Source organism: Winogradskyella sp. A3E31 (assembly GCF_046720935.1).
GTDB lineage: Bacteria > Bacteroidota > Bacteroidia > Flavobacteriales > Flavobacteriaceae > Winogradskyella.
This window is the reverse complement of record NZ_JBHNWH010000003.1, coordinates 300,764-321,695: the sequence shown is the minus strand read 5'-3', so window position 1 is coordinate 321,695 and position 20,932 is coordinate 300,764. Positions and strand designations below refer to the sequence as shown.

At 39.1% G+C, this 20,932-nt stretch carries 17 protein-coding genes; 15 read left to right on the top strand and 2 right to left on the bottom strand.

The genetic code is table 11. The annotated features are described in order from the left end of the window. Nucleotides 1-422 precede the first annotated feature (422 nt). The 13 genes from ACFEMA_RS05940 (at nt 423) to ACFEMA_RS05880 (ending at nt 16,396) form a co-directional block, all read left to right on the top strand. Nucleotides 423-1,808 carry an asparagine synthase-related protein gene (locus ACFEMA_RS05940; protein WP_411767139.1) on the top strand — a complete coding sequence of 462 codons (1,386 nt, stop codon included), beginning with the start codon at nt 423-425 and terminating at the stop codon, nt 1,806-1,808. A gap of 110 nt (nt 1,809-1,918) precedes the next feature. Then, nucleotides 1,919-3,064 (top strand): glycosyltransferase, encoded by a 1,146-nt coding sequence (locus ACFEMA_RS05935; RefSeq protein ID WP_411767138.1) that lies wholly within the window; start codon nt 1,919-1,921, stop codon nt 3,062-3,064. After that, complete coding sequence (locus ACFEMA_RS05930) at nt 3,064-3,996, top strand: hypothetical protein (protein WP_411767137.1); 933 nt, start codon at nt 3,064-3,066, stop codon at nt 3,994-3,996. The genes ACFEMA_RS05935 and ACFEMA_RS05930 overlap by 1 nt, the downstream gene beginning before the upstream one ends. Before the next feature lie 10 nt (nt 3,997-4,006). Beyond that, nucleotides 4,007-5,446 carry an MBOAT family O-acyltransferase gene (locus ACFEMA_RS05925; protein WP_411767136.1) on the top strand — a complete coding sequence of 480 codons (1,440 nt, stop codon included), beginning with the start codon at nt 4,007-4,009 and terminating at the stop codon, nt 5,444-5,446. 111 nt (nt 5,447-5,557) lie between these two features. After that, entirely contained in the window at nt 5,558-6,334 is a 777-nt protein-coding gene (locus tag ACFEMA_RS05920; protein WP_411767135.1) for a hypothetical protein, read from the top strand. A 6-nt stretch (nt 6,335-6,340) separates the two neighbouring features. Next, entirely contained in the window at nt 6,341-7,507 is a 1,167-nt protein-coding gene (locus ACFEMA_RS05915) for a glycosyltransferase family 4 protein (protein ID WP_411767134.1), read from the top strand. An 84-nt stretch (nt 7,508-7,591) separates the two neighbouring features. Beyond that, the gene (locus tag ACFEMA_RS05910) at nt 7,592-8,251 is read left to right on the top strand and encodes a methyltransferase domain-containing protein (protein WP_411767133.1); all 660 of its coding nucleotides are present in this window, start codon (nt 7,592-7,594) and stop codon (nt 8,249-8,251) included. 787 nt (nt 8,252-9,038) lie between these two features. Beyond that, the gene (locus ACFEMA_RS05905; RefSeq protein WP_411767132.1) at nt 9,039-10,367 is read left to right on the top strand and encodes a glycosyltransferase family 2 protein; all 1,329 of its coding nucleotides are present in this window, start codon (nt 9,039-9,041) and stop codon (nt 10,365-10,367) included. 3 nt (nt 10,368-10,370) lie between these two features. Continuing rightward, nucleotides 10,371-11,474 carry a glycosyltransferase family 4 protein gene (locus ACFEMA_RS05900; protein ID WP_411767131.1) on the top strand — a complete coding sequence of 368 codons (1,104 nt, stop codon included), beginning with the start codon at nt 10,371-10,373 and terminating at the stop codon, nt 11,472-11,474. Next, nucleotides 11,471-12,601 (top strand): glycosyltransferase, encoded by a 1,131-nt coding sequence (locus tag ACFEMA_RS05895; RefSeq protein ID WP_411767130.1) that lies wholly within the window; start codon nt 11,471-11,473, stop codon nt 12,599-12,601. The genes ACFEMA_RS05900 and ACFEMA_RS05895 overlap by 4 nt, the downstream gene beginning before the upstream one ends. A gap of 6 nt (nt 12,602-12,607) precedes the next feature. Beyond that, on the top strand, nt 12,608-13,990 hold the full coding sequence (locus tag ACFEMA_RS05890) for an O-antigen ligase family protein (RefSeq protein ID WP_411767129.1): 1,383 nt from the start codon (nt 12,608-12,610) through the stop codon (nt 13,988-13,990). Continuing rightward, nucleotides 13,941-14,948, top strand: a complete 1,008-nt coding sequence (locus ACFEMA_RS05885) for a glycosyltransferase family 4 protein (RefSeq protein WP_411767128.1) — start codon at nt 13,941-13,943, stop codon at nt 14,946-14,948. Before ACFEMA_RS05890 ends, ACFEMA_RS05885 begins: the two co-directional genes overlap by 50 nt. Nucleotides 14,949-15,001: 53 nt before the next feature. Beyond that, nucleotides 15,002-16,396, top strand: a complete 1,395-nt coding sequence (locus ACFEMA_RS05880) for a sugar transferase (protein ID WP_411767127.1) — start codon at nt 15,002-15,004, stop codon at nt 16,394-16,396. A gap of 154 nt (nt 16,397-16,550) precedes the next feature. On the opposite strand, the gene lnt is transcribed toward ACFEMA_RS05880, so the two are convergent. Then, nucleotides 16,551-18,137, bottom strand: a complete 1,587-nt coding sequence (gene lnt, locus ACFEMA_RS05875) for an apolipoprotein N-acyltransferase (protein WP_411767126.1) — start codon at nt 18,135-18,137, stop codon at nt 16,551-16,553. 45 nt (nt 18,138-18,182) lie between these two features. Continuing rightward, nucleotides 18,183-19,253, bottom strand: a complete 1,071-nt coding sequence (locus ACFEMA_RS05870) for a PorV/PorQ family protein (protein ID WP_411767125.1) — start codon at nt 19,251-19,253, stop codon at nt 18,183-18,185. Nucleotides 19,254-19,324: 71 nt separating this feature from the next. On the opposite strand from ACFEMA_RS05870, the gene ACFEMA_RS05865 reads away from it, so the two are divergent. Both ACFEMA_RS05865 and ACFEMA_RS05860 read left to right on the top strand, forming a co-directional pair. Next, nucleotides 19,325-20,128 carry a CDP-alcohol phosphatidyltransferase family protein gene (locus tag ACFEMA_RS05865; protein WP_411767145.1) on the top strand — a complete coding sequence of 268 codons (804 nt, stop codon included), beginning with the start codon at nt 19,325-19,327 and terminating at the stop codon, nt 20,126-20,128. A gap of 2 nt (nt 20,129-20,130) precedes the next feature. Beyond that, on the top strand, nt 20,131-20,931 hold the full coding sequence (locus ACFEMA_RS05860) for a TerC family protein (RefSeq protein ID WP_411767124.1): 801 nt from the start codon (nt 20,131-20,133) through the stop codon (nt 20,929-20,931). The last annotated feature ends 1 nt before the right edge of the window (nt 20,932 follow it).

Sequence of the window (20,932 nt, the reverse complement as noted above, 5' to 3'; positions counted from 1 at the left end):
TTCTATAAACGTCACTTCGAGTGCCACGCAAAAAAGCGTGGTGTATCGAGAAGTATTTATAGGTGCCTTTTCTCGATACAATTTAGACGTCTTGTTTAAGGAGGGGAGCTTTTGATTGTGCTTATTTTTATAGTAAGATTCTTCGCTGCGACTTCGACAGGCTCAGCCTAACAGCTCTGAATGACAAAACAAGATGCAATGTCATTCAGAAGAAGCGCAGCGACTGAAGAATCTTTCCCTATGTAGTTATAACTCTTACGTTAAAACAAAAAGATTCTTCGCTATCGCTCTGAATGACAAAACAAATCATAATGTCATTAAGAAGAAGTGTAGCAACTAAAGAATCTACAACAAATTAATAGCCTTTTTAAACGCACAGTACGTTTTTTAGAATCAATCTTATATCTTAGAGCCTTGTTACCATGAAGCAGATAAAACAACCCATAATTCCAAATCGTATCCTCGAAGTGCCTGTCGATGCTGAGAAAGAACTGGACTTAAAAGCCATCTGTACATTCACGGCTATTGGTTTTTTTTTAGATACCGATACCTATTGGACACATAAAAAAGTAGTACCTCCAGCGAGTCTAAATACGTTTAACGCGAATGGGCAATTAGAGACCTCTAAGCCCTATTTTAAATGGCATTATACACCCCGAGACATTAGTTTTGAGCAGGCTTTAGAGGAATTTACAGACCTTTTTGAAAGCATTATCTCAGAACAGACTAACACTAAAAAGGTGATACTGCCTTTGTCTGGTGGTTTGGACAGTCGTACCCAGGCAACGGCTTTAAGACATATTGGAGCACAAGTACAGTCCTATAGCTATGAATTTGAACATGGCTATCCAGAAACTAAAATCGCAAAAGAGATTGCACAAGCCTGTCACTTTCAGTTTAAAAGCTATACCATAAAAAAAGGGGACCTATGGAGTACATTGGATCAGTTGGCTGAGCTAAATCAGTGTCACTCTGATTTTACAAGTCCAAGGCAAATGGCTATAGTCGATGAGTTTGATGGTATGGGAGAGGTGTTTTCTTTAGGACACTGGGGGGACGTGTTATTTGATAATTATGGTCTGCAAAAATTATCAGAGGAAGAGGAAGTCCAGTTTTTAAAAAGCAAATTACTAAAACGCGGAGGCCTACAGTTAGCAGAAACCCTTTGGAACTATTGGGCTTTGGAAGGAGATTTTGAAAGCTATTTTACAGCACGTCTTCAAGAACTCTTAAAAACGATAGATATTGAAGATACCAATGCAAAATTAAGAGCATTTAAATCCAAATATTGGGCACCACGCTGGACTTCGGTCAATTTATCCATCTTTGAAGCCTATCACCCCATCACCTTACCCTATTATGATAATAGAATGTGTGAATGGATTTGTACCGTGCCTGAAACCTATTTAGCAAATCGACAATTACAAATTGGGTATATAAAAAAACGCAACCCAGAGTTGGCAAAAATATCCTGGCAGGATCATCGTCCATTTAATCTTTACAACAATCATAAAAATAAAATACCTTATAACCTACCATACCGAATAGGGAATAAATTAAAACGAGAATTGAAAGGGCTTATGGGGCAAGCCTATGTACAACGGAATTGGGAGTTGCAACTGAAAGGGCAACACAATAAAAAGGAGTTAGAAACAGTGTTTGAAAACACGAAAATAAAAAATTGGATAGGATCTGAAATTGTAGAGACCTACACCAAACAGTTTTATGACCAAGAACCACTGGAAGCCGCTCATGGATTAAATATGCTTTTGGTATTAGCGAAATGTTATGAAAAACAATGGTCTTGAAAATGCAGAAAACATCTAGATCAACAGAAATAAACAAACACGTCAGTTCGAGTGTCCCGACATTTTCGTTGGGATGTATCGAGAACTCAGTAGTATAGACTCAAAAATACATGAACAATAGAAGCGTGACAGAAAGCAGTGTACAAACCAAAAATAGAATCAAAGTGCTATACACCATCCCCAATTTCGATACAGCAGGTAGTGGTAAAGTGGTCTATGATTTGGTAAAACACCTAGACAAAACCAAGTTTGAACCCCATATTGCCTGTACACATAACAGGGGAGACTTTTTTAAAACAGTACAAGCCTTAGAAGTACCTATACATATAAGACCAATAACAACACCTTACAGGCCTTATTGGAGTTTTCCTTATAGGGTGTGGAAACTATCACGGTTTCTAAAAAAATACCAATTCGACCTTATACATTCCTGGCACTGGAGTTCGGACGTTTCCGAACCCCTAGCAGCAAGAATGGCTGGCATTCCCTTTGTATATACTAAGAAAGCAATGGGCTGGGGCAATAAGGCTTGGCGATGGCGCTCTCAATTAAGCACCCATATCATTACAATAAATGATGATATGCTTAAGTTCTTTAAAGGAATGGAGTATAAAGTATTACAAATTCCAATTGGTGTAGATATTGAAAAATATAAACCAATAATAAAATCTTATGTAACTCCTAATGGTGAAAATTACAAACAATCAGACTTTATAATTGTTTCTGTGGCTAACTTAGTGCCTGTAAAGGGAATAGAATTGCTTTTGGAAGCCGTTAAAATAATCAATAACCCAAATATAAAAGTACTGATTATTGGTGATGACTCATCAGATTACGCACAACAACTTAAATTAAAGTATAAAAACGATAATATTAGGTTCACGGGTAAGATACAAGATGTAATACCTTATCTAGAACTGTCTGACTTATTTGTCATTCCTACTAAAAATGAAGGGCGTAAAGAAGGCCAACCAATCGCCCCAGTCGAGGCCATGCTGTGTAATCGAATGGTAATTGGCGCTGATATTGCGGGAATTAAAGACGTGTTAGATGAATTTAAGGAACAATTATTTAAACCTAACGACAGCATTGATCTGTCTAATACAATAAAAAAAGTATTACAAATGCCTTTAAGTCAACGGCAATCCATTAGTGACAAGATGACTGAATATGCTCAAAAAAAATACAACATAAAGGCGAGTATAAAAGCACATGAAAAATTATACATTAATTTAAAAAAAAGAATTATAATTTGATGCAAAAATTTCTAATAAATATAGCATCGGGAATATTATTTTTTTGCATTGTAAGCTATCCTTTGGATATTTGGTTATCTCATAAGATATTGGACTATAAACATTTTGCAGTAGGCGAAAGCCATATTTGGTCTGAGATAATAGACGGTAACATGAATAAAGATGTGTTGATTTATGGCTCATCGAGAGCCATGACAAATTTTAACACTAAAATAATTTCTGACAGTTTAGGTTTAGATACTTATAGTTTAGGAATAGATGGACACAATTTTTGGCTCCAATACTTAAGACATAGAAAAGTTTTAGATAATAACATAAAGCCAAAGTATATTGTTTTATCTGTAGGTCCCTTTGCTATTGGTAAGAGAAGTGACCTTTATAATTCATTTCAATTTTTACCGTTTAGCAGGGATTTAGAGATGAATACCTATCTCAGAGGTTATAATGGCTATAACTTTTATGTGCATAATTTACCATTGCTTAGATTTTGTGGCAAAAAGGATACGCTTATTCGAAACATAAAGTATAATATAAGGCATACAAGGTATAAAGGGTTCTTGACTAGGAATCAAAAGTGGAATAATGACTTATATAAGGCAAAGAGTAAATTTGAGTCAATTAAATCAAAAATCCATTACCCTTCACTTAAGTTGTTACATCAGTTTATTCAAGAATGTAAATCGTCGAATATTGAATTGATTTTTGTGTATTCCCCTGAAGAAATAAAAGGCAGGGATTATGTTAGCAATAGATCTGATATTATTAATCTTTTTAGAGATATCACCAATGAATATAATTTGCCTTTTCTAGATTATTCTGATGGTCTTATCTCAACAAACCGAGAAAACTTTTACAATACCTTACATCTAAATAAAACTGGTGCTGAGAGGTTTAGTTTACAACTCGTTGAGGATCTTAAAAAAATATTATAATTAATTAAGTATGCTGTTTAATTCACTGGATTTTGCCATTTTTTTACCGATAGTGTTTGCGGTTTTCTGGATTCTAAAACGTCAAGGCGTAATGACACAAAACGCGGTGATTGTATTGGCAAGCTATACCTTTTATGGCTGGTGGGATTATCGCTTTCTTGCATTAATAATCTTTAGCACTGTAGTAGATTATACCATTGGAAAAAAATTAGCGGGTACAGAGACAGCAAAAAAACGTAAAATGCTTCTTTGGACGAGTGTCATCGTCAATATTGGGCTTTTGGGCTTTTTTAAATACTACAACTTTTTTGTTGACAATTTTGTGACGGCCTTTTCGTGGTTTGGGCAACCCATACAACCGAATACACTACATATTATATTGCCGGTTGGGATTAGTTTCTACACGTTTCAGACGCTGAGTTATACCATCGATGTATACCGTCAAAAACTCACACCGACTAAGGATCCTTTGGCATTTGGGGCTTTTGTGAGCTTCTTTCCACAATTGGTGGCAGGTCCTATTGAACGTGCAACACATCTATTGCCACAGTTTTATAGGCAACGCAAATTTCATTACTCAAAAGCAGTGGATGGCTGTCGGCAAATCTTATGGGGCTTTTTTAAAAAAATGGTCATAGCCGATAATTGTGCTGTTTATGCCAATGAGATTTTTAATAATTACCAAGAGTATTCAGGAAGTACCCTAGTATTAGGGGCGGTCTTTTTTGCCTTTCAAATCTATGGAGATTTTGCGGGATACTCTGATATTGCTATTGGTACGGCGCGCTTATTTGGGTTCGATTTAAGACAGAACTTTGCATTTCCCTACTTTTCAAGAAACATAGGGGAGTTTTGGCGACGATGGCACATATCCTTATCGACATGGTTTAGGGATTATCTGTATATCCCATTAGGAGGATCGAGAAGTAGTACACTAAAAGTAATCCGTAACGTCTTAATTGTATTTTTGGTCAGTGGGTTTTGGCATGGTGCTAATTGGACCTTTATAGCCTGGGGTGGGCTACATGCATTATTTTTTATACCCCTGTTACTGTCTAAAAGAAATAGGAGATATACCGATACCATTGCAGAAGGGCGATGGTTGCCTTCTATAAAGGAAACAGTACAACTAGTAGTGACGTTTATCCTCACAACACTGGCATGGGTCTTTTTTAGGGCGCCATCAATTGCTGATGCGATGCTTTATTTTAAAGGCTTGTTTATTAAAGAGATATTTAGCGTTCCAGCCATAAGACCTACGGACATACTGGTTTTACTGATACTATTTATGCTCATAGAATGGAGAGGTAGGACTCAAAAGTATGCCATTGAAACCATGTTATTAAGGCAATACAGAATAGTACGCTGGTCGTTTTATATGGTCTTGGTATTAGTTATTTTTATATATATGAAGACAGAGGAAACGCCATTTATATACTTTCAGTTCTAAAGCATGAAGCCATTTATCTTTAATTGTTTTGTTTTTTTTACTGTTTTATTTCTGCTTGGTTTTCTTTTGTTTAAAAGCCATGACAATCATTACATAGCTAAGGTGAAATCAATGGACACATATTACGGCATAATTAATTTCGGAACCTCGCATGGAAGCCTCTTTGATTACTCTTTAATCAGTGAAGAGGGAGTACGCTTTAATAAATCTGGAAACACTTTGTATTATGATTATCAGAATTACCAATTCATCAAAAACAAATTAAAGGACAAGGCCATAGTTATAATTCCGGTGTCTTATTTTTCGTTTGGACAAGATGAGAATCGACGAGATACCGGTTTCCATACTACTTTTGATTATGATTTTTATGAATACCTACCAGCACATGCCATATATAATTACTCGCTTAAAAAGCATCTGATGACGTATAGATTTAAAATCATAGACAATCTAAAATTTTTAGTGTTTGGGCCAGATTTAAAAAAACAAAGCTTAGATACTAAACAACTAAACGCTAATGAACTAAAAAAGCATGCGGTTTTAAGAGTTAAACGCCACAAAAAACAAGGGGTGTTTAAGGAAAGAAATTATAAATATCTAGACACACTAATCTCTACTATTATTAAAGATGATTTTGTGCCAATATTGCTTACAGTACCTTATTATAGGGATTACAATGATGGTTTTGGTAAAGAGTGGTTAAATTTTAATTATTTTAAAGCTATGGATTCCTTAGCTTTAAGGCATAATGTAAAATATTTAAATTATTCAAAGACACCAACAATATCGAATAATCCCAATTATTTTCAAAACTCAGATCATTTAAATAACTATGGCATTAAAGTATTTAGTGAGCTTTTATTTCATGATATACTAGAAAAATTATAAAATTTTATGCGTATCGGCATCGTTTTATCCCAACCACCAAGCTACTCTGAGATCTTTTTTAATTTAAAGATTAAGGGATTAATTGATAGTGGGGTAGACGTAACCCTATTTGTTCAAAAAAACTCCAATACCTATAAAAAGTGCAAAGTGCTGCCTGCTTCAAAAGTCTATAAGAATAAGGGCTTACAAGTGTTGCAATCACTTAAAGTTATGCTTACACTTATACCACACTTAAAAGCGACTTTAGGATTTTTAAAATTAGAAAAACAAGCAGGGCGTTCCACAAAGCAACAGTTTAAAAACCTATTGACCAATGCCCATTTGCTAAAAGCTAAGGTGGATTGGCTACATTTTGGGTTTACCACTTTAGCCCTCCAAAGTGAGCATGTCGCAAAAGCTATTGGGGCGAAGATGGTTGTCAGTTGCCGGGGTTACGATATGGATGTATTTCCTATAAAACATAACAACCCTTATGATTTAGTGTGGCAAAATGTAGATAAGGTACATGCCATATCCAACTATATGAAACAAAAAGCCTTGGAAAATGGAATGCGTTCAACAACTGCTATTAAGATCATTACTCCAGCCATAGATAGTAATGCCTGGGAGATAAGCAACCCTGTTGAGAAGTCAAAAACAATTCAGATCACGACTATTGCACGGTTACACTGGATTAAAGGACTACTAGAGTCCATTGAAGCCATGGCAGAACTTAAAAAGAAAGGTACTGACTTTCAATATCACATTATTGGTTCGGGGCCACAATACGAAGCATTAAGCTTTGCAATTGATCAGTTAGGGCTGACAGGACATGTAAAACTATTGGGGCAGCTAAAACCAGAAGTAATCCAAAACCAGTTGCAGAACACAGATATTTATGTGCAGTACAGCCACTCCGAAGGTTTTTGTAATGCCGTGCTCGAAGCACAAGCGATGGGCTGTTTGTGTATAGTCTCAGATGGTGGTGCATTACCCGAAAATGTACTGCACAACCAAACCGGTATAGTGGTGCCTAAAGGGAAGCCAAAACAGTTAGCAAATGCAATAGATGAACTTTTAAAACGTAATGATGATGACAAGCGAAAACTGGTCTTAAATGCCATAAGGAGAGTGAACAATGATTTTGACATACATGATCAAATTAAACAGTTTATGGATTTTTACTCTAACTAATCACGGTACATGCTAATCACCAAGATATTTAAAAATTCCAGCCTCTATTATATTAAATTTAGACAAAAAATAAAGTCTAAGATTATGACCATAACCCTAAGGGGGGATAAGGTGTATTGTCCTATGTGCCAATGGCAGGGTAAGTATTTTGTAAATCACAATTGCCCTAATTGTGGAAGTATTCCAAGATTAAGGTTGTTAGGGTATGGAGTGGAAAAGCATAACCTAAGCGATAGTGAAAAAGTGTTGCATATTGCACCGAACATGGCTGAGTTCAAATATGTGTCTTCAACGTTTATAGGTCTAAAGACCTATGATCGTTTGGATATAAAAGAAAGAAAACAAATTAATGTAGCGGCCTCATTAACCGATACAGGTTTAAGGTCTAACTTTTATGACAGTAGCATCATTTGGCATGTCCTAGAACATATTCCTGAGGACATCAAAGCGATTTCAGAATTATATAGGGTATTAAAACTAGGGGCAAAACTGTTGGTTAGTGTACCGATTTACCCAATTTACAACCCAACAACTGTTGAAGATCCATCAGTAGCATACAAAGATTACAAGGAGACCTATGGGCATTACGACCATTGTCGCGCATGCGGATACGACTACTATAAGCGATTTGAAGAAGCTGGCTTTAAAACAGTGGATACTATAGATGTAAGACACATTAACCAAAGCATAAAATCAGAATACGGATTGGTAGATATTCACGTCGCTTGGTGTTTTGAAAAATAAAACCAACATCCCTGTAGTCATTCAGAGCTGTTAGGCTGAGGTTCGGGCGCTGAGGTTGGATCGCTGAGGCACCCGAAGCGCTCGAAGTCAAAGCGAAGAATCTCACTGTCATTCCCGCATAAGAAAAAACTTTATTAAACGACGGAAAGATTTAAACAATAGTTCTTTTTACAAATGCGACTATGAATAGCTCCCCGCTTTAGACAAAGAGGGGTGGATTCGGAAATAGCCGAAGACGGAGAGTTTGACTAACCTAGAGCTTTGGTCACTGAGGCACTCGAAGTGGTCGAAGTCGCAGCGAAGAATCTTACTGTCATTCCCGCGCTTTGTGCTACCGAAGTTTTAACGAAGGAGTAAAGCGGGAATCTCAAAAATAGTCTGGTAACAATTAAAGGCATAGTTTCCATAGCGTCAATGACAAGGTTAATGCTTTTTTATAGATTCTTCAGTCATCCCGATAGCTATCGGGATTCCTTCTGAATGACATCACATCATGCTTCGTCATTCAGAATTGGCTTGTCATTCAGAGCTGTCAGGCTGAGCCTATCGAAGTCGCAATGAAGAATCTAAAGATCCACCCTCTATAACCACTCTCCTCCCTATCTAAGCCCAATCCCCTTCCAGTCTAAGCCACATCAACCTACTATGAACACCCAACACCCAATACCCATTGCACTCCAAAATTTTATCCGTAATTTGAAACCCGTAAACAGGTACGATAAAAGCAAGGCATATGGCCAGTTTACCATTAATGATACGTCCAAAATTAAAACCCTAATGCCCTAAGGTGCTGTTCAAACTTTTAACATATGTGCAACCGACCCACTATTTCGGGATTCAACGTCTTGATGGTACAACAATATATCCCAACCCAAAGGAATTACCAGCGCCTCATCGAAAGGCACCCCATAAACCCCCAGAGTTTCGGTCTTCCGAAGCACAAGCCTATGACCAATCCTGGAAGGCACTGTATCAGGGCTATATTGGTGATGTACCGACCATAAGCGAAATTTCAGAAGTACCATTGGAGGATGAATACCGCTTTCTGAGGACGCAAGTCCACCCAATATGGGTTGTCTATACCTATCTGCTCAGACTATTGTCTTGGCATCATCCGATAAAAGAATTAAAAGCCTTTAGGCGTTCACGAGGCATCAAACGTCAAGACCTGTATAAACACCCAATACAGCATCCGGACTATGAGGACTATACATCCACACTGATAAATACACCGCCGCTTGTATCCATTATCATCCCCACCTTAAATCGCTATCAGTACCTAAAGGATGTGCTGCATGATATCGATGCCCAAGACTATAAGAACATTGAACTCATTGTGGTCGATCAATCCGAGCCGTTTAACCCTCAGTTTTATGATCAATTTAAAACAGAGATTCAGCTCGTCCGCCAAGAGGAAAAGGCCTTATGGTTAGCACGTAATACGGCTATTAAACAAGCAAAAGGGGAATATCTGTTGTTTTTTGATGATGACAGCAGAGTCGCCTCCAATTGGATATCCGAACATCTCAAAGCACTGGATTATTTTAAGGCAGACATTTCCTCGGGAGTCTCCATATCGCAAGTAGGGGATAACGTGCCAAAGCACTATGCCTATTTTAAAATCAGTGACCAATTAGATACGGGCAACGTACTGATTAAAAAAGAGGTGTTTAAAACTATTGGATTATTCGACCGCCAATTTGAAATGCAACGGATGGGAGATGGAGAGTTTGGCTGTCGCGCCTATCTGCACGGCTATAGAAATGTGTCCAATCCCCACGCGCAGCGTTTACATCTCAAAGTGGGCAGCGGCGGTTTACGAAGCATGGGAGCCTGGGATGCCTTTAGAACCAAATACCTATGGCAACCACGACCCATCCCCAGTGTATTATATTATTTTAGACGCTATTATGGCAAAAAGCGGACGGTACTAGCAATTCTAAAGACTGTGCCACTGGCTATAATGCCATACAAGTATAAAGGAAATGCGGTCATAACGTTTGCAGGTCTATTGCTTTTGGTGTTTATTTGGCCTATAGTGGTGTTTCAGGTAGCACGATCCTGGCATCTGGCGTCTCAAAAATTGAAAGAAGGGCCCTTAATTGAGCCATTGTAAACCATGACAACATCAAAACACATTGTGATATTAAGTTCTGAATTTCCGCCATTGCCTGGAGGCATAGGCAATCAGGCTTATCATTTAGCCAAATACTTGGCTTTGGAGTATGCTGAGGTCACGGTGATTACAGATCAACGTGGGGACCTAGAAGACGAAGCCCTATTCGACAACAAGCTGTCATTTACCGTGAAACGTATCCCAAAGACGAGCGCTCGTTTTGTGATGTATTTTGAAAGACTACGCCGCTTAATTGCTGTGTTGAGAAGCGCTGATGTGCTTATCGCCACCGGGAAGTTTTCATTATGGCTAGGAGCTTTGGTGAGTTCATTTTATAACCTAAAGACCATTGCCATCATTCATGGCACTGAGGTCAACTTTAAATCGCTACTATTGCGCCAAAGTATAGATTGGGCCTTAGTGCGGTTTGATGCCGTTGTGGCTGTGTCTCAGTTTACCAAAGGTTTGGTCTCTCATTTACCTTTAAAAGAGATAGTGGTCATTCCTAATGGCTATGACCCCGATCATTGGTCTTCTCATATGACCAAACAGAATAGGATTGATACCGGTCCCCAGCTCATTACTGTGGGGCGGGTCTCTGAGCGCAAAGGCCAACGCAACGTCATTAAACATTTACCTAGCCTTATGGAAGCCTATCCCACCATCCATTACCATTGTGTGGGATTACCACAAGACACTGAAGCATGCCAACAATTAGCTAAAGCATTAGACATTGAATCCCATATCACCTTTCATGGCATGTTATCCCATGAGACCTTAGAGCAACTCTATCAACACATGGATATAGCAGTAATGCTGAGTCAAACTACGGCAACCGGCGATGTGGAAGGCTTTGGTATTGCATTGTTAGAAGCCAATCATTATGGCATACCTACAGTAGGGTCAAAAGGCTGTGGCATTGAAGATGCCATTTCTGAAGGGGTATCAGGCGAATTGATTGAGCCCCACAATGCTGTGGCATTTAAGGAGGCTATCCATAAAATTTTGGCCAATAAGCAGCGTTATACGCAAGGGGCAAAAGCATGGGCAAGTCAACACCAGTGGCAACATAGCATAAAGGCGTATACCCGAACTATTGAAGCATGAAGTTACTCATCATATCACATACCGAACATTACAAAACTGTCGATGGAGACATTGTAGGCTGGGGACCAACGGTTACTGAAATCAACCATTTAACCCAGATATTTGATGCTATTGAACATATCGCCATGCTCAAGGAAGGGGCAGCTCCACCTTCTGCCTTAGCCTACAGGTCAAACAACATTCAATTTACACCAATACCTAGTGTTGGTGGATCTGGTTTTAGAGACAAAGTAAATATCTTGTTAAACGCTCCACAAACACTAAAAATCATTAGAAAAGCATTGAAAAGGACTGATGTCTTCCAGTTTAGAGCACCAACAGGTATTGGAGTCTATGTCATTCCCTATTTGGTCTTATATACAAAGACAAAAGGCTGGTTTAAATATGCGGGCAATTGGAACCAAAAACAGCCACCACTCGGGTATTGCCTTCAGCGTTGGTTATTAAAACGACAAAGCCGAACAGTGACGATTAATGGACATTGGCCAAATCAACCAAAGCACTGTTTAAGCTTTGAAAACCCCTGTTTAACGTCCAAAGATGTAGAAGCAGGAGCCTATAGTGCCCAGCAAAAATCATGGGACGAAGACATTGAACTATGCTATGTTGGCCGATTGGAATCTCCCAAGGGAGTCGGACGGATTATCGACAGCTTGAAGCACCTTGATGCTACTGTAGCTCATAAAATTAAAAGGCTACACCTCATAGGAGATGGGCCAGAACGTACTCATTTTGAGGCTCTAGCTAAAAAGATTTCTATTCCTGTTCAATTTTACGGCTTTTTACCACGGCAAGAAGTGTTTGACATATACAAGAGGTGTCATTATTTTGTGATGCCAACCACCGCGTCAGAAGGCTTCCCAAAGGTCATCGCTGAAGCCTATAATTTTGGGTGCATCCCCATAGTGTCAAATATTTCAGCGATTGGCCATTATATGAAACACAAAGCCACAGGATACCTTCTAGAGACCCCTACTGCTGAGTGCTTAGCCCTAACCTTGTCTGCCTGTCTAAGCGAAGACCCAATAACGCACAAGGAGATACTAGATAAAAGACATACATTTGTAAAGGCCTTTAGTTTTAGCCATTACAATGAGCGTATTACAAATGATATTTTAAAGCCCTAAGCACCCGTGTCCCTAAAAAAACGCATACAAGAATCTGATCCTTACTTGCAACAGGTAGTGATGCACATTGGTTTAGGAGCACTGTTATATGCCTTTAAGCCCTTTGCAAAAGTATTCTTCTTAGCCATTATGGGCTACTTTCTCATTAAAATAGTGTTGTCACCACCAAAAAAAGTGGTCATCAATGTCCTATTGGGCTGTGCTTATTTCGCAGGGGCAGAGATCTTATTCAGGATGACCAAGGGGGGCATCGCCTATGAAGCGTCTAAATATTTGGTCATCTTATTTGTGTTGATGGGCATGTTTTACAAGGGCGTATCAGGGAAAGGCTATCCTTATTTTATTTATCTTATTTTGCTGGTACCATCCATTATTGTGGCATCGGTTACCTTAACCTTTGACGCACGGTTTAGAACAAACATCGCCTTTGTCTTAAGTGGCCCTGTCTGTTTGGGTATAGCCGCCTTGTTTTGTTACGACCGAAAGGTGACCTATCAACAAATCCATCGAATCATATTGTACATCGCCTTGCCCATCATATCAACGACAACCTATTTGTTTTTATACACTCCTTCTATTAAGGATAAATTAACCGGTACATCTTCCAATGCAGCCTTATCTGGAGGGTTCGGGCCGAACCAGGTCTCCACCATTTTAGGGCTGGGCATGTTTTGTGTCGTGGTACGTTTGCTCTTAAAATCACCATCACTAGGTTTAAAAGTGATAAACATCCTCATTTTAGGGGCCATGACCTTCAGAGCCTTTGTCACCTTTAGTCGTGGAGGGATAATTGCCGCCTTTGTAGTAGCCTTGGCATTTTTGGGAACGATAGTCTTACGTTTAAATACCCGAAAATTAGGAACGTTAATCGGTTCCTTAGCCTTACTGAGTATAGCGTTGTTAATGACCTGGAACATCAGTTCTAGCCAAACCCGAGGTTTGTTAGACAAGCGCTATGCCAATCAGGATGCCTTGGGTCGTGAAAAGCAAGACTTGGCAACGGGTCGAGTTCAGCTATTTGAAGAAGAAATAGATGGATTTTTGAGTGCTCCGTTTTTAGGGATTGGGGCGAGTCGCGTCAAAAACAAACGTGTTGAGACAAGTGGCCATCATTTACCCTCACATAACGAAATTGGCCGCCTATTGTCCGAGCATGGGTTTTTAGGAATCATCGTTTTATTGATACTCTTCTTTAAACCCTTGGGCTACAGAGCTTCAAACCGAAAAAACATCTTTTTCTTTGCCTTTTTAGCTTTTTGGTTTGCCACCATTAACCATTCAGGGATGCGTATTGCGGCTCCGGCTTTGTTGTATGCGTTAGCCCTCTTAAATATCGTCAATGACAAACGTCCTGTACATAGGAAACAACTTAAACAGCCCCCAGACTAACCTATCTTCCATACAGACCTTAGGGCCCTTATTGGAGTCCGAAGGCTATACATTGAGATACAGTTCTGGGATACGATCTAAACCTCTGAGATTGCTGGCAATGCTTTGGGCTGTTGTTAAGAATAGGTCTTGGGCCAATGTGGTATTGATAGACACTTACAGCACTCTTAACTTTTATTATGCCATGGCAGTCAGTCAATGTTGCAGGGTCTTAGGCATACCTTATATCTGTTGTTTAAATGGTGGAAACCTACCGTTGCGACTAGCGTCTCATCCACATAAATCGCGTTGGATATTTAAACATGCCAAAGTGAATGTGGCTCCCTCATTCTATTTAAAACAGGCCTTCGATAAGCATGGTTTTAAAACGGTGTATATACCGAACTCCATCCAAATGAGTCATTATCCATGGCAGCAACGTTCCTATGAGCGTATTGACCTGCTTTGGGTGCGTTCTTTTGCCAAAATATATAACCCTGTATTGGCGATTAAGGTTCAGCATTACCTTCAGGAAAAAGGCTTTAAGATCACTTTGTGTATGGTGGGGCCAGATAGTGATGGGACATTATTAGACGCTAAAGACTTGGCAGATCGTTTGGGGACACATACAGTATTTACAGGGAAGCTCTCAAAACAAGCTTGGATAGCGCAATCCCAAGACTACAACATCTTTATCAATACCACAAATTTTGATAATACCCCGGTCAGTGTTATGGAAGCCATGGCATTGGGATTACCAGTAGTGTCCACCAATGTGGGGGGTATGCCGTATTTAATAGAGGATGGAACGGACGGCCTTTTAGTAGCGCCCGACTCTGTTGAAGCTATGGCGGAAGGGATTTTAAGGATCGTTGAAGACCATGCACTTCGGAAGACGCTAATAAAGGCTGCTAGACAGAAAGTAGAGCAATTCGACTGGTCTAAGGTCAAACAACTATGGCATACGCTTTTAAACTAAAACCTTGGGTTATGTTATTTAAGCATAGTATATTTAAGGGCTATTAATTTACAATGAAACAAAAGGCGGGTATCCATTTTGAGATTTCTGAGCGTAAGATTCTATTGCGTATAGTGGACATTCTGGCCGTTTTTCTAGGTATTTTCTTATTGTGCCGCTATGCTGGTTTTGACTACTTGAGTTTAACGACAGAACATGGCACTTCACTTTTTGTACTAGCCCTCTACATCACCATTTTTGGTACTGTATTCGAAATTTATGACCTTCAGCAATCCAGTCGCTTAGATATTAGTTTTAGAAATATTGTATTCTGTATGTCAACGGTTGTTTTATTATACTTGTTGACACCGGTGTTGACCCCCTTTTTACCTGAAAATCGAATTCAAATCCTTTACTTTTATTTGGCACTTATCGGTTTTGTGTTTCTATGGAGATTGGCATATAACACCCTGTTGGCTTCCCCACGCTTTTACAAAAAGGTCTTGCTGGTAGGTGAATTGGAGCAGATTTCTAATGTGGTCACTACACTAGAAAAACACGACCCCAATTATAAATTAGTAGGTTTTATTAATTGTGAGATTGAAAAGGAGGAGGGAGTCAAATACAATGGCTTAAAGCAATACCAAATCCCAGATTTAGACTCACTCATTAGGGAAGAGAATGTATCGGAAATACTAATTGCGGCCACCAATGTAGAACAGATTACAGCTGGCTTGTATCACGAGTTAATGCTGCTCTTGGAGCGTGGTTTCAAAATACGGGAATACACACAGGTGTATGAAGAAATAACCAATAAGGTGCCCATTCAATATGTAGGGAAGGACTTTTACAAGTATTTTCCCTTTAGCCGTAATAATGAAAACCAATTGTATCGCTTTTTCCATCGTTTGTTCGATATCTTGTTCTCTATTATTGGCCTTGCATTCGGCATACTGATTATTCCCTTCATCGTTCTAGGGAATCTGATATGTAATAGAGGACCTTTATTATATACCCAAGAACGCATCGGTAGAAACAGTACCATCTTTACCATTTACAAGCTACGCACCATGGAGGTGGGTGCAGAAGGTGACAAAGCGCAGTGGGCCACTAAGAATGATAGCCGAATTACACGTTTTGGTCGGTTTTTAAGGCGCTCTCGCTTGGATGAAATTCCACAATTTTATAATGTGTTAAAAGGAGACATGAGCTTGATTGGTCCACGTCCTGAACGCCCTTATTTTGTTTCTGAATTGTCACAGTCCATACCGTTTTATGAAACGCGGCATATTATTAAACCTGGCCTTACGGGCTGGGCGCAGGTGAATACGCGCTATGGGGCTTCTGTTGAGGACAGTCTTACCAAATTGCAGTACGATTTGTACTATATTAAGCATCGTAGTTTCTTCTTGGATATATCCATAATACTAAAGACGTTTAGTACAGTGATATACTACCGCGGGCAGTAATTTTTGTCATTCAGAAGGAATCCCGATAGCTATCGGGATGACTGAAGAATCCCCTAAATAATCATTAACCTTGTCATTCCCGCGTAGGCGGGAATCTAAGCCACAAATCATAATCAAAATTATTGATGAGATTCCCACTTTCGCGGGAATGACATTAAATACGGGTCTTCCGAAATCGAACAATCAAAAAGACAAACAAAGCGACAAACATGGCAATACGAGCAATGTAATCCCCAGCAATGCTGTAAAACGTAATACCTTCATTAAGACCTACGTCGCCACGTAAAGCTCCTTTTTTGTTATAGCCCAAGCGCTTGATGACCTCACCTTTCGAATTAATAATCGCCGAAATCCCAGTATTGGCACTTCTGGCAATAGCCCGACGTGTTTCAATAGCTCTTAGTCTGGCGTAACTTAAATGTTGCTTATGACCCTGGGTTTCGTTCCACCAGGCGTCATTGGTGATAATGGCCAGAAAGTTTGCTCCATTGCGGACATAGCCTGTCACAAATTCACCATAAACGGATTCGTAACAAATAATGGGTGCAGCCCTGTGATTTGAGTCAACACCGGTAAACACTGATCGCTCGTCTTGAGTGGTTTTCATAGCCACAGTTCCCCCTAAATCTATCATGGCATCCCCAATAATAGGTTGTAATATGCCTTGATACGGAAAGTTTTCTACTCCAACCACCAACTTAGACTTATCATATTTTTGATAGTCCTTAGTGGCATTGAGCAACAGGGCAGAATTATAATCATCGTACCAAAACCCATTGGGATGTTTATTGGTTTCGGAACGTACTCTGGACTCATCTACAAAAGTGTCATAAAACGAAATGCCAGTCAATATATTTAGCTCTGGATGTTCTGATATAAAACCATCGAGTTGTGTCTTTACGGGACTGTACTTAAACTGAGGTAACCGAACCCCTTCTGCGAATACCGTTTCTGGTGCAATGATAAAAGCGGTGCTATCCGTTAATTGAGGTTTTGCCAAGTCTAAAAGTAATTGACCCATCTCTACATTTGAGGTATTGTACTTTTCACTGTAAGGGTCAATATTGGGCTGAAGTAAAACAACTTCAACAGATTCTTCAGGCAATTGATGCGTATAACCAATACCTAAAGAAATGATGATAGGGGTGAGTAAAAGACCAGCCCATTGTAGCCCAGTTGTTCTGAGCACAACATTTGAGCGTTCCTTTCTATACTTCAGAATGGCAGAATACATCAAAACATTTGATAGCCATATCCAAAGTGAACCCCCAAAGATTCCAGTATATTCATACCATTGAATGAGGCTTGTATATTCGGAAAAGGCATTGCCCAAATTGAGCCATGGCCAGGAAAATTCCCAACCCAGATGTAATTTTTCAAAAGATAACCAAAGGGCGACCAAAAACACCAACGCTCTCAGTTGCGAGCTTCGTTTGGCAATACCATGGTACATACGGAATACAGTTGCCATCAATAACGAGTTCACTAAAATGGCGAAACTGGCTCCAAAGGGATCAGCGTACCATAACCAGCTCGTGGTACAGACATTCCATATAAAAAAACTGAGGTAGGCAAAGCCGAATACCTTTAGGCCTTTGTACCTAGTATGGCTTAAACGTAATTGGTATTCTATAACCAACAGCGGTACAAATGCAAAAAACAGAAATAAGGGGAACCCATAGGTTGGCCAACCCACGGCAAACAATAATCCTGATGCGATGGCTAATAAGAGGCGTTTCATGTTATGGGTTTTGCTGAAGGCATAAAGATAAAACTTAGCACTCGATTACCTAAAAATACTGAAGTCTAATTTTAATGAGAAGACATTAGAATATAAGGCTGCACTTTGATCGCCGATGTCGGTAAATGCATAATCGATTTGAATACCTCTGTATCGAAAGCCAACACCAAAATTCGGTTGAAAGGTTAAATCCTCAGAATTATCGATTTGCAGTTCGTTTTGAAAGTTGCCGACGCCCGCTCTTAAAAATACCATATCCGTATAGCCGAATTGAAACCCCAATGCCGGAGCCACACTGGCAAAAGATGACGAAAAGATATCATTGGTCTCTGCAAAGCGCATGTTGAGGTTGACTGCAGCTAACAGGGAATAGTCGTAATGAAATACCCAAGATTTGGAAATGCCCAACTCTAACTTAGGCAGAGTAATCTCAGTAGTTTCTGGCAAGTCTTGATTTTGCCCTTCAACGGCACCACTGATCTGTTCAAACTTTTCTTCATCAATGGACCAGGCATTATAAGTCGTTGTAATATCTCTAGCCATAAACCCAAACTTCCAGTCATTATTCGCTTGAAACTGAATGCCAGCATCTAGCCCAAAACCCCAGGAATTAGCAAAATCACCAATGACACGTCTTATGACTTTGGCATTTATACCATAATTCAGACCTTCAATAGGTAAGCGTCTGGCATAGGAAAAGGTGACTCCATAATCCGCTGTAGAGAACAGGTTGATGCGGTCATAATTAATATTACCTTGTTCATCAATAAGTTGCGTGGTATCTAGAATGTCATCGACTCCAAAACGTATTAAGGAAATTCCAACAGCACTCCGATCATCTAATGGCATGGCGTAACCGATATAATTGTAATTGGCAATATTGGCGAAGTAGCTAGAATGCATCAAAGCAAGTTCATTATCTTCTAGTTGTACCAAGCCTGCAGGGTTCCAATAGCCAGAATTCACGTCCCCAGTATGAGAAGTTACTGCATTACTCATACCCAAAGCAGCAGCATCCACACCGATATTCATAAATTCGTTAGAATATTTTCTGGTGGTTTGCCCAAAGACAGATAAGCCTATCAGTAGTAATAATAGGGTGTAGTTTAGTTTCAAGCGCAGCAATTTTTTTACAAATATGCATAATATTTCTATACTATTTAACTACTTAGTGCAGCACTTATTGTATTGGAGGACATACAAACCCAATTACTTTTTTATTTTTACAGGAACTAAAATCAATAATTCTGAAACAGCATCTTCCAAACCTCCTAACACTACTAAACCTGTTTTCGGGCGGCATAGCCGTTTTTTACGCTATTGAAAACCAATTTGAAGCTGCAGCACTGTTTGTCTGCTTAGGTATTTTCTTTGACTTTTTTGATGGTTTAGCAGCTCGTGCATTAGATGTACAGAGCGAACTAGGCTTACAATTAGATTCATTGGCAGATATGGTAACCAGTGGTTTGGTGCCAGGTATTGTAATGTGTAAGTTGCTAGATATGGCTTGGAGTGGGCACGCTCTGGGAGAATCTTGGGGAGATGATATCTCATGGCTATCCCTGTCTATAGAACCTTTGGCCTTATTTGGGTTATTGATTACCCTTGCATCGGCCTATCGCTTGGCAAATTTTAATGTAGATGAAGATCAGCAATCCTATTTTAAAGGGTTGCCAACACCTGCAAACGCATTACTCATAATAGCATTACCCTTAATTATAGAATACAGTAATTACCCGATTGCAGAAACGCTACTGAACAATCCTTGGGTATTGATAGGGATTACCGTGTTGAGTGCTTTTCTGTTAAACGCTAGGGTTAAGTTATTTGCACTAAAATTTAAGACTTATAGTTTAAAGGCTAACAAAATGCGTTATGGGTTTTTACTTTTAACAGTTGTTCTATTGGTTATTTTTAACCTCGTGGCAGTCCCTTTAATTATCCTTCTCTATATCATTATATCTGTATTTAATCAAAAACATATACACTAACCATGGCAGAAGTCATTTTTACACTTTTAATGCTTGTGATACTACAAGCGGTTTTAGGCTTTGATAACCTCTTGTACATTTCCTTAGAATCTAAAAAAGCCCCTGCATCAGAACAGAAGCGTGTTCGTAAAGTCGGCATTTTAATTGCCATTGTATTGCGTATAGTGCTCCTATTTGTATTGGTGTCAGTCATAGAATACTTCCAAGACCCCTTTTCATTTTTAACAGGAAAGATTGAAAATGTATTGGACTTTGCTTTTAATGGTCATAGTATTATCGTTTTACTTGGTGGTGGGTTTATCATTTATACAGCGATTAAGGAAATATGGCACATGATTTCTACTAAAGACCTAGAACATTCTGAAGCAGTGGATACGTCTAGAAAAAAATCGGCTAATGGTGTGATTTTAAGCATAGTTATTATGAACTTGGTATTTTCATTCGACTCCATATTGGCAGCGATCGGTTTAACCAACGACATAGAAAATTCTACGACAGCTTTTATTGTTATGGCCATTGCCATTGTCGCTAGTGGACTATTGATGTTGTTAATGGCAGATAAAGTATCCACCTTTTTGGCAAAAAACAGGATGTATGAAGTTTTGGGACTATTTATTCTTTTTATTGTCGGTATAATGCTGATTACTGAAGGCGGGCATTTGGCACATTTAAAGATATTCGGTAATGAAATTGTACCTATGAGTAAAACAACCTTCTATTTTGTGATTGTTGTGTTGGTCGTTGTTGATGTAGTGCAAGGACGATACCAGAAAAAACTAATGAAAGAAGAAGTAAAAGAGTAAG

Coding starts and splice junctions, on each gene's coding strand:
- ACFEMA_RS05940 (WP_411767139.1), top strand. CDS start 423: ATGAAGCAGATAAAACAACCCATAATTCCAAATCGTATCCTCGAAGTG.
- ACFEMA_RS05935 (WP_411767138.1), top strand. CDS start 1,919: ATGAACAATAGAAGCGTGACAGAAAGCAGTGTACAAACCAAAAATAGA.
- ACFEMA_RS05930 (WP_411767137.1), top strand. CDS start 3,064: ATGCAAAAATTTCTAATAAATATAGCATCGGGAATATTATTTTTTTGC.
- ACFEMA_RS05925 (WP_411767136.1), top strand. CDS start 4,007: ATGCTGTTTAATTCACTGGATTTTGCCATTTTTTTACCGATAGTGTTT.
- ACFEMA_RS05920 (WP_411767135.1), top strand. CDS start 5,558: ATGGACACATATTACGGCATAATTAATTTCGGAACCTCGCATGGAAGC.
- ACFEMA_RS05915 (WP_411767134.1), top strand. CDS start 6,341: ATGCGTATCGGCATCGTTTTATCCCAACCACCAAGCTACTCTGAGATC.
- ACFEMA_RS05910 (WP_411767133.1), top strand. CDS start 7,592: ATGACCATAACCCTAAGGGGGGATAAGGTGTATTGTCCTATGTGCCAA.
- ACFEMA_RS05900 (WP_411767131.1), top strand. CDS start 10,371: ATGACAACATCAAAACACATTGTGATATTAAGTTCTGAATTTCCGCCA.
- ACFEMA_RS05895 (WP_411767130.1), top strand. CDS start 11,471: ATGAAGTTACTCATCATATCACATACCGAACATTACAAAACTGTCGAT.
- ACFEMA_RS05885 (WP_411767128.1), top strand. CDS start 13,941: ATGACAAACGTCCTGTACATAGGAAACAACTTAAACAGCCCCCAGACT.
- ACFEMA_RS05880 (WP_411767127.1), top strand. CDS start 15,002: ATGAAACAAAAGGCGGGTATCCATTTTGAGATTTCTGAGCGTAAGATT.
- lnt (WP_411767126.1), bottom strand. CDS start 18,137: ATGAAACGCCTCTTATTAGCCATCGCATCAGGATTATTGTTTGCCGTG.
- ACFEMA_RS05860 (WP_411767124.1), top strand. CDS start 20,131: ATGGCAGAAGTCATTTTTACACTTTTAATGCTTGTGATACTACAAGCG.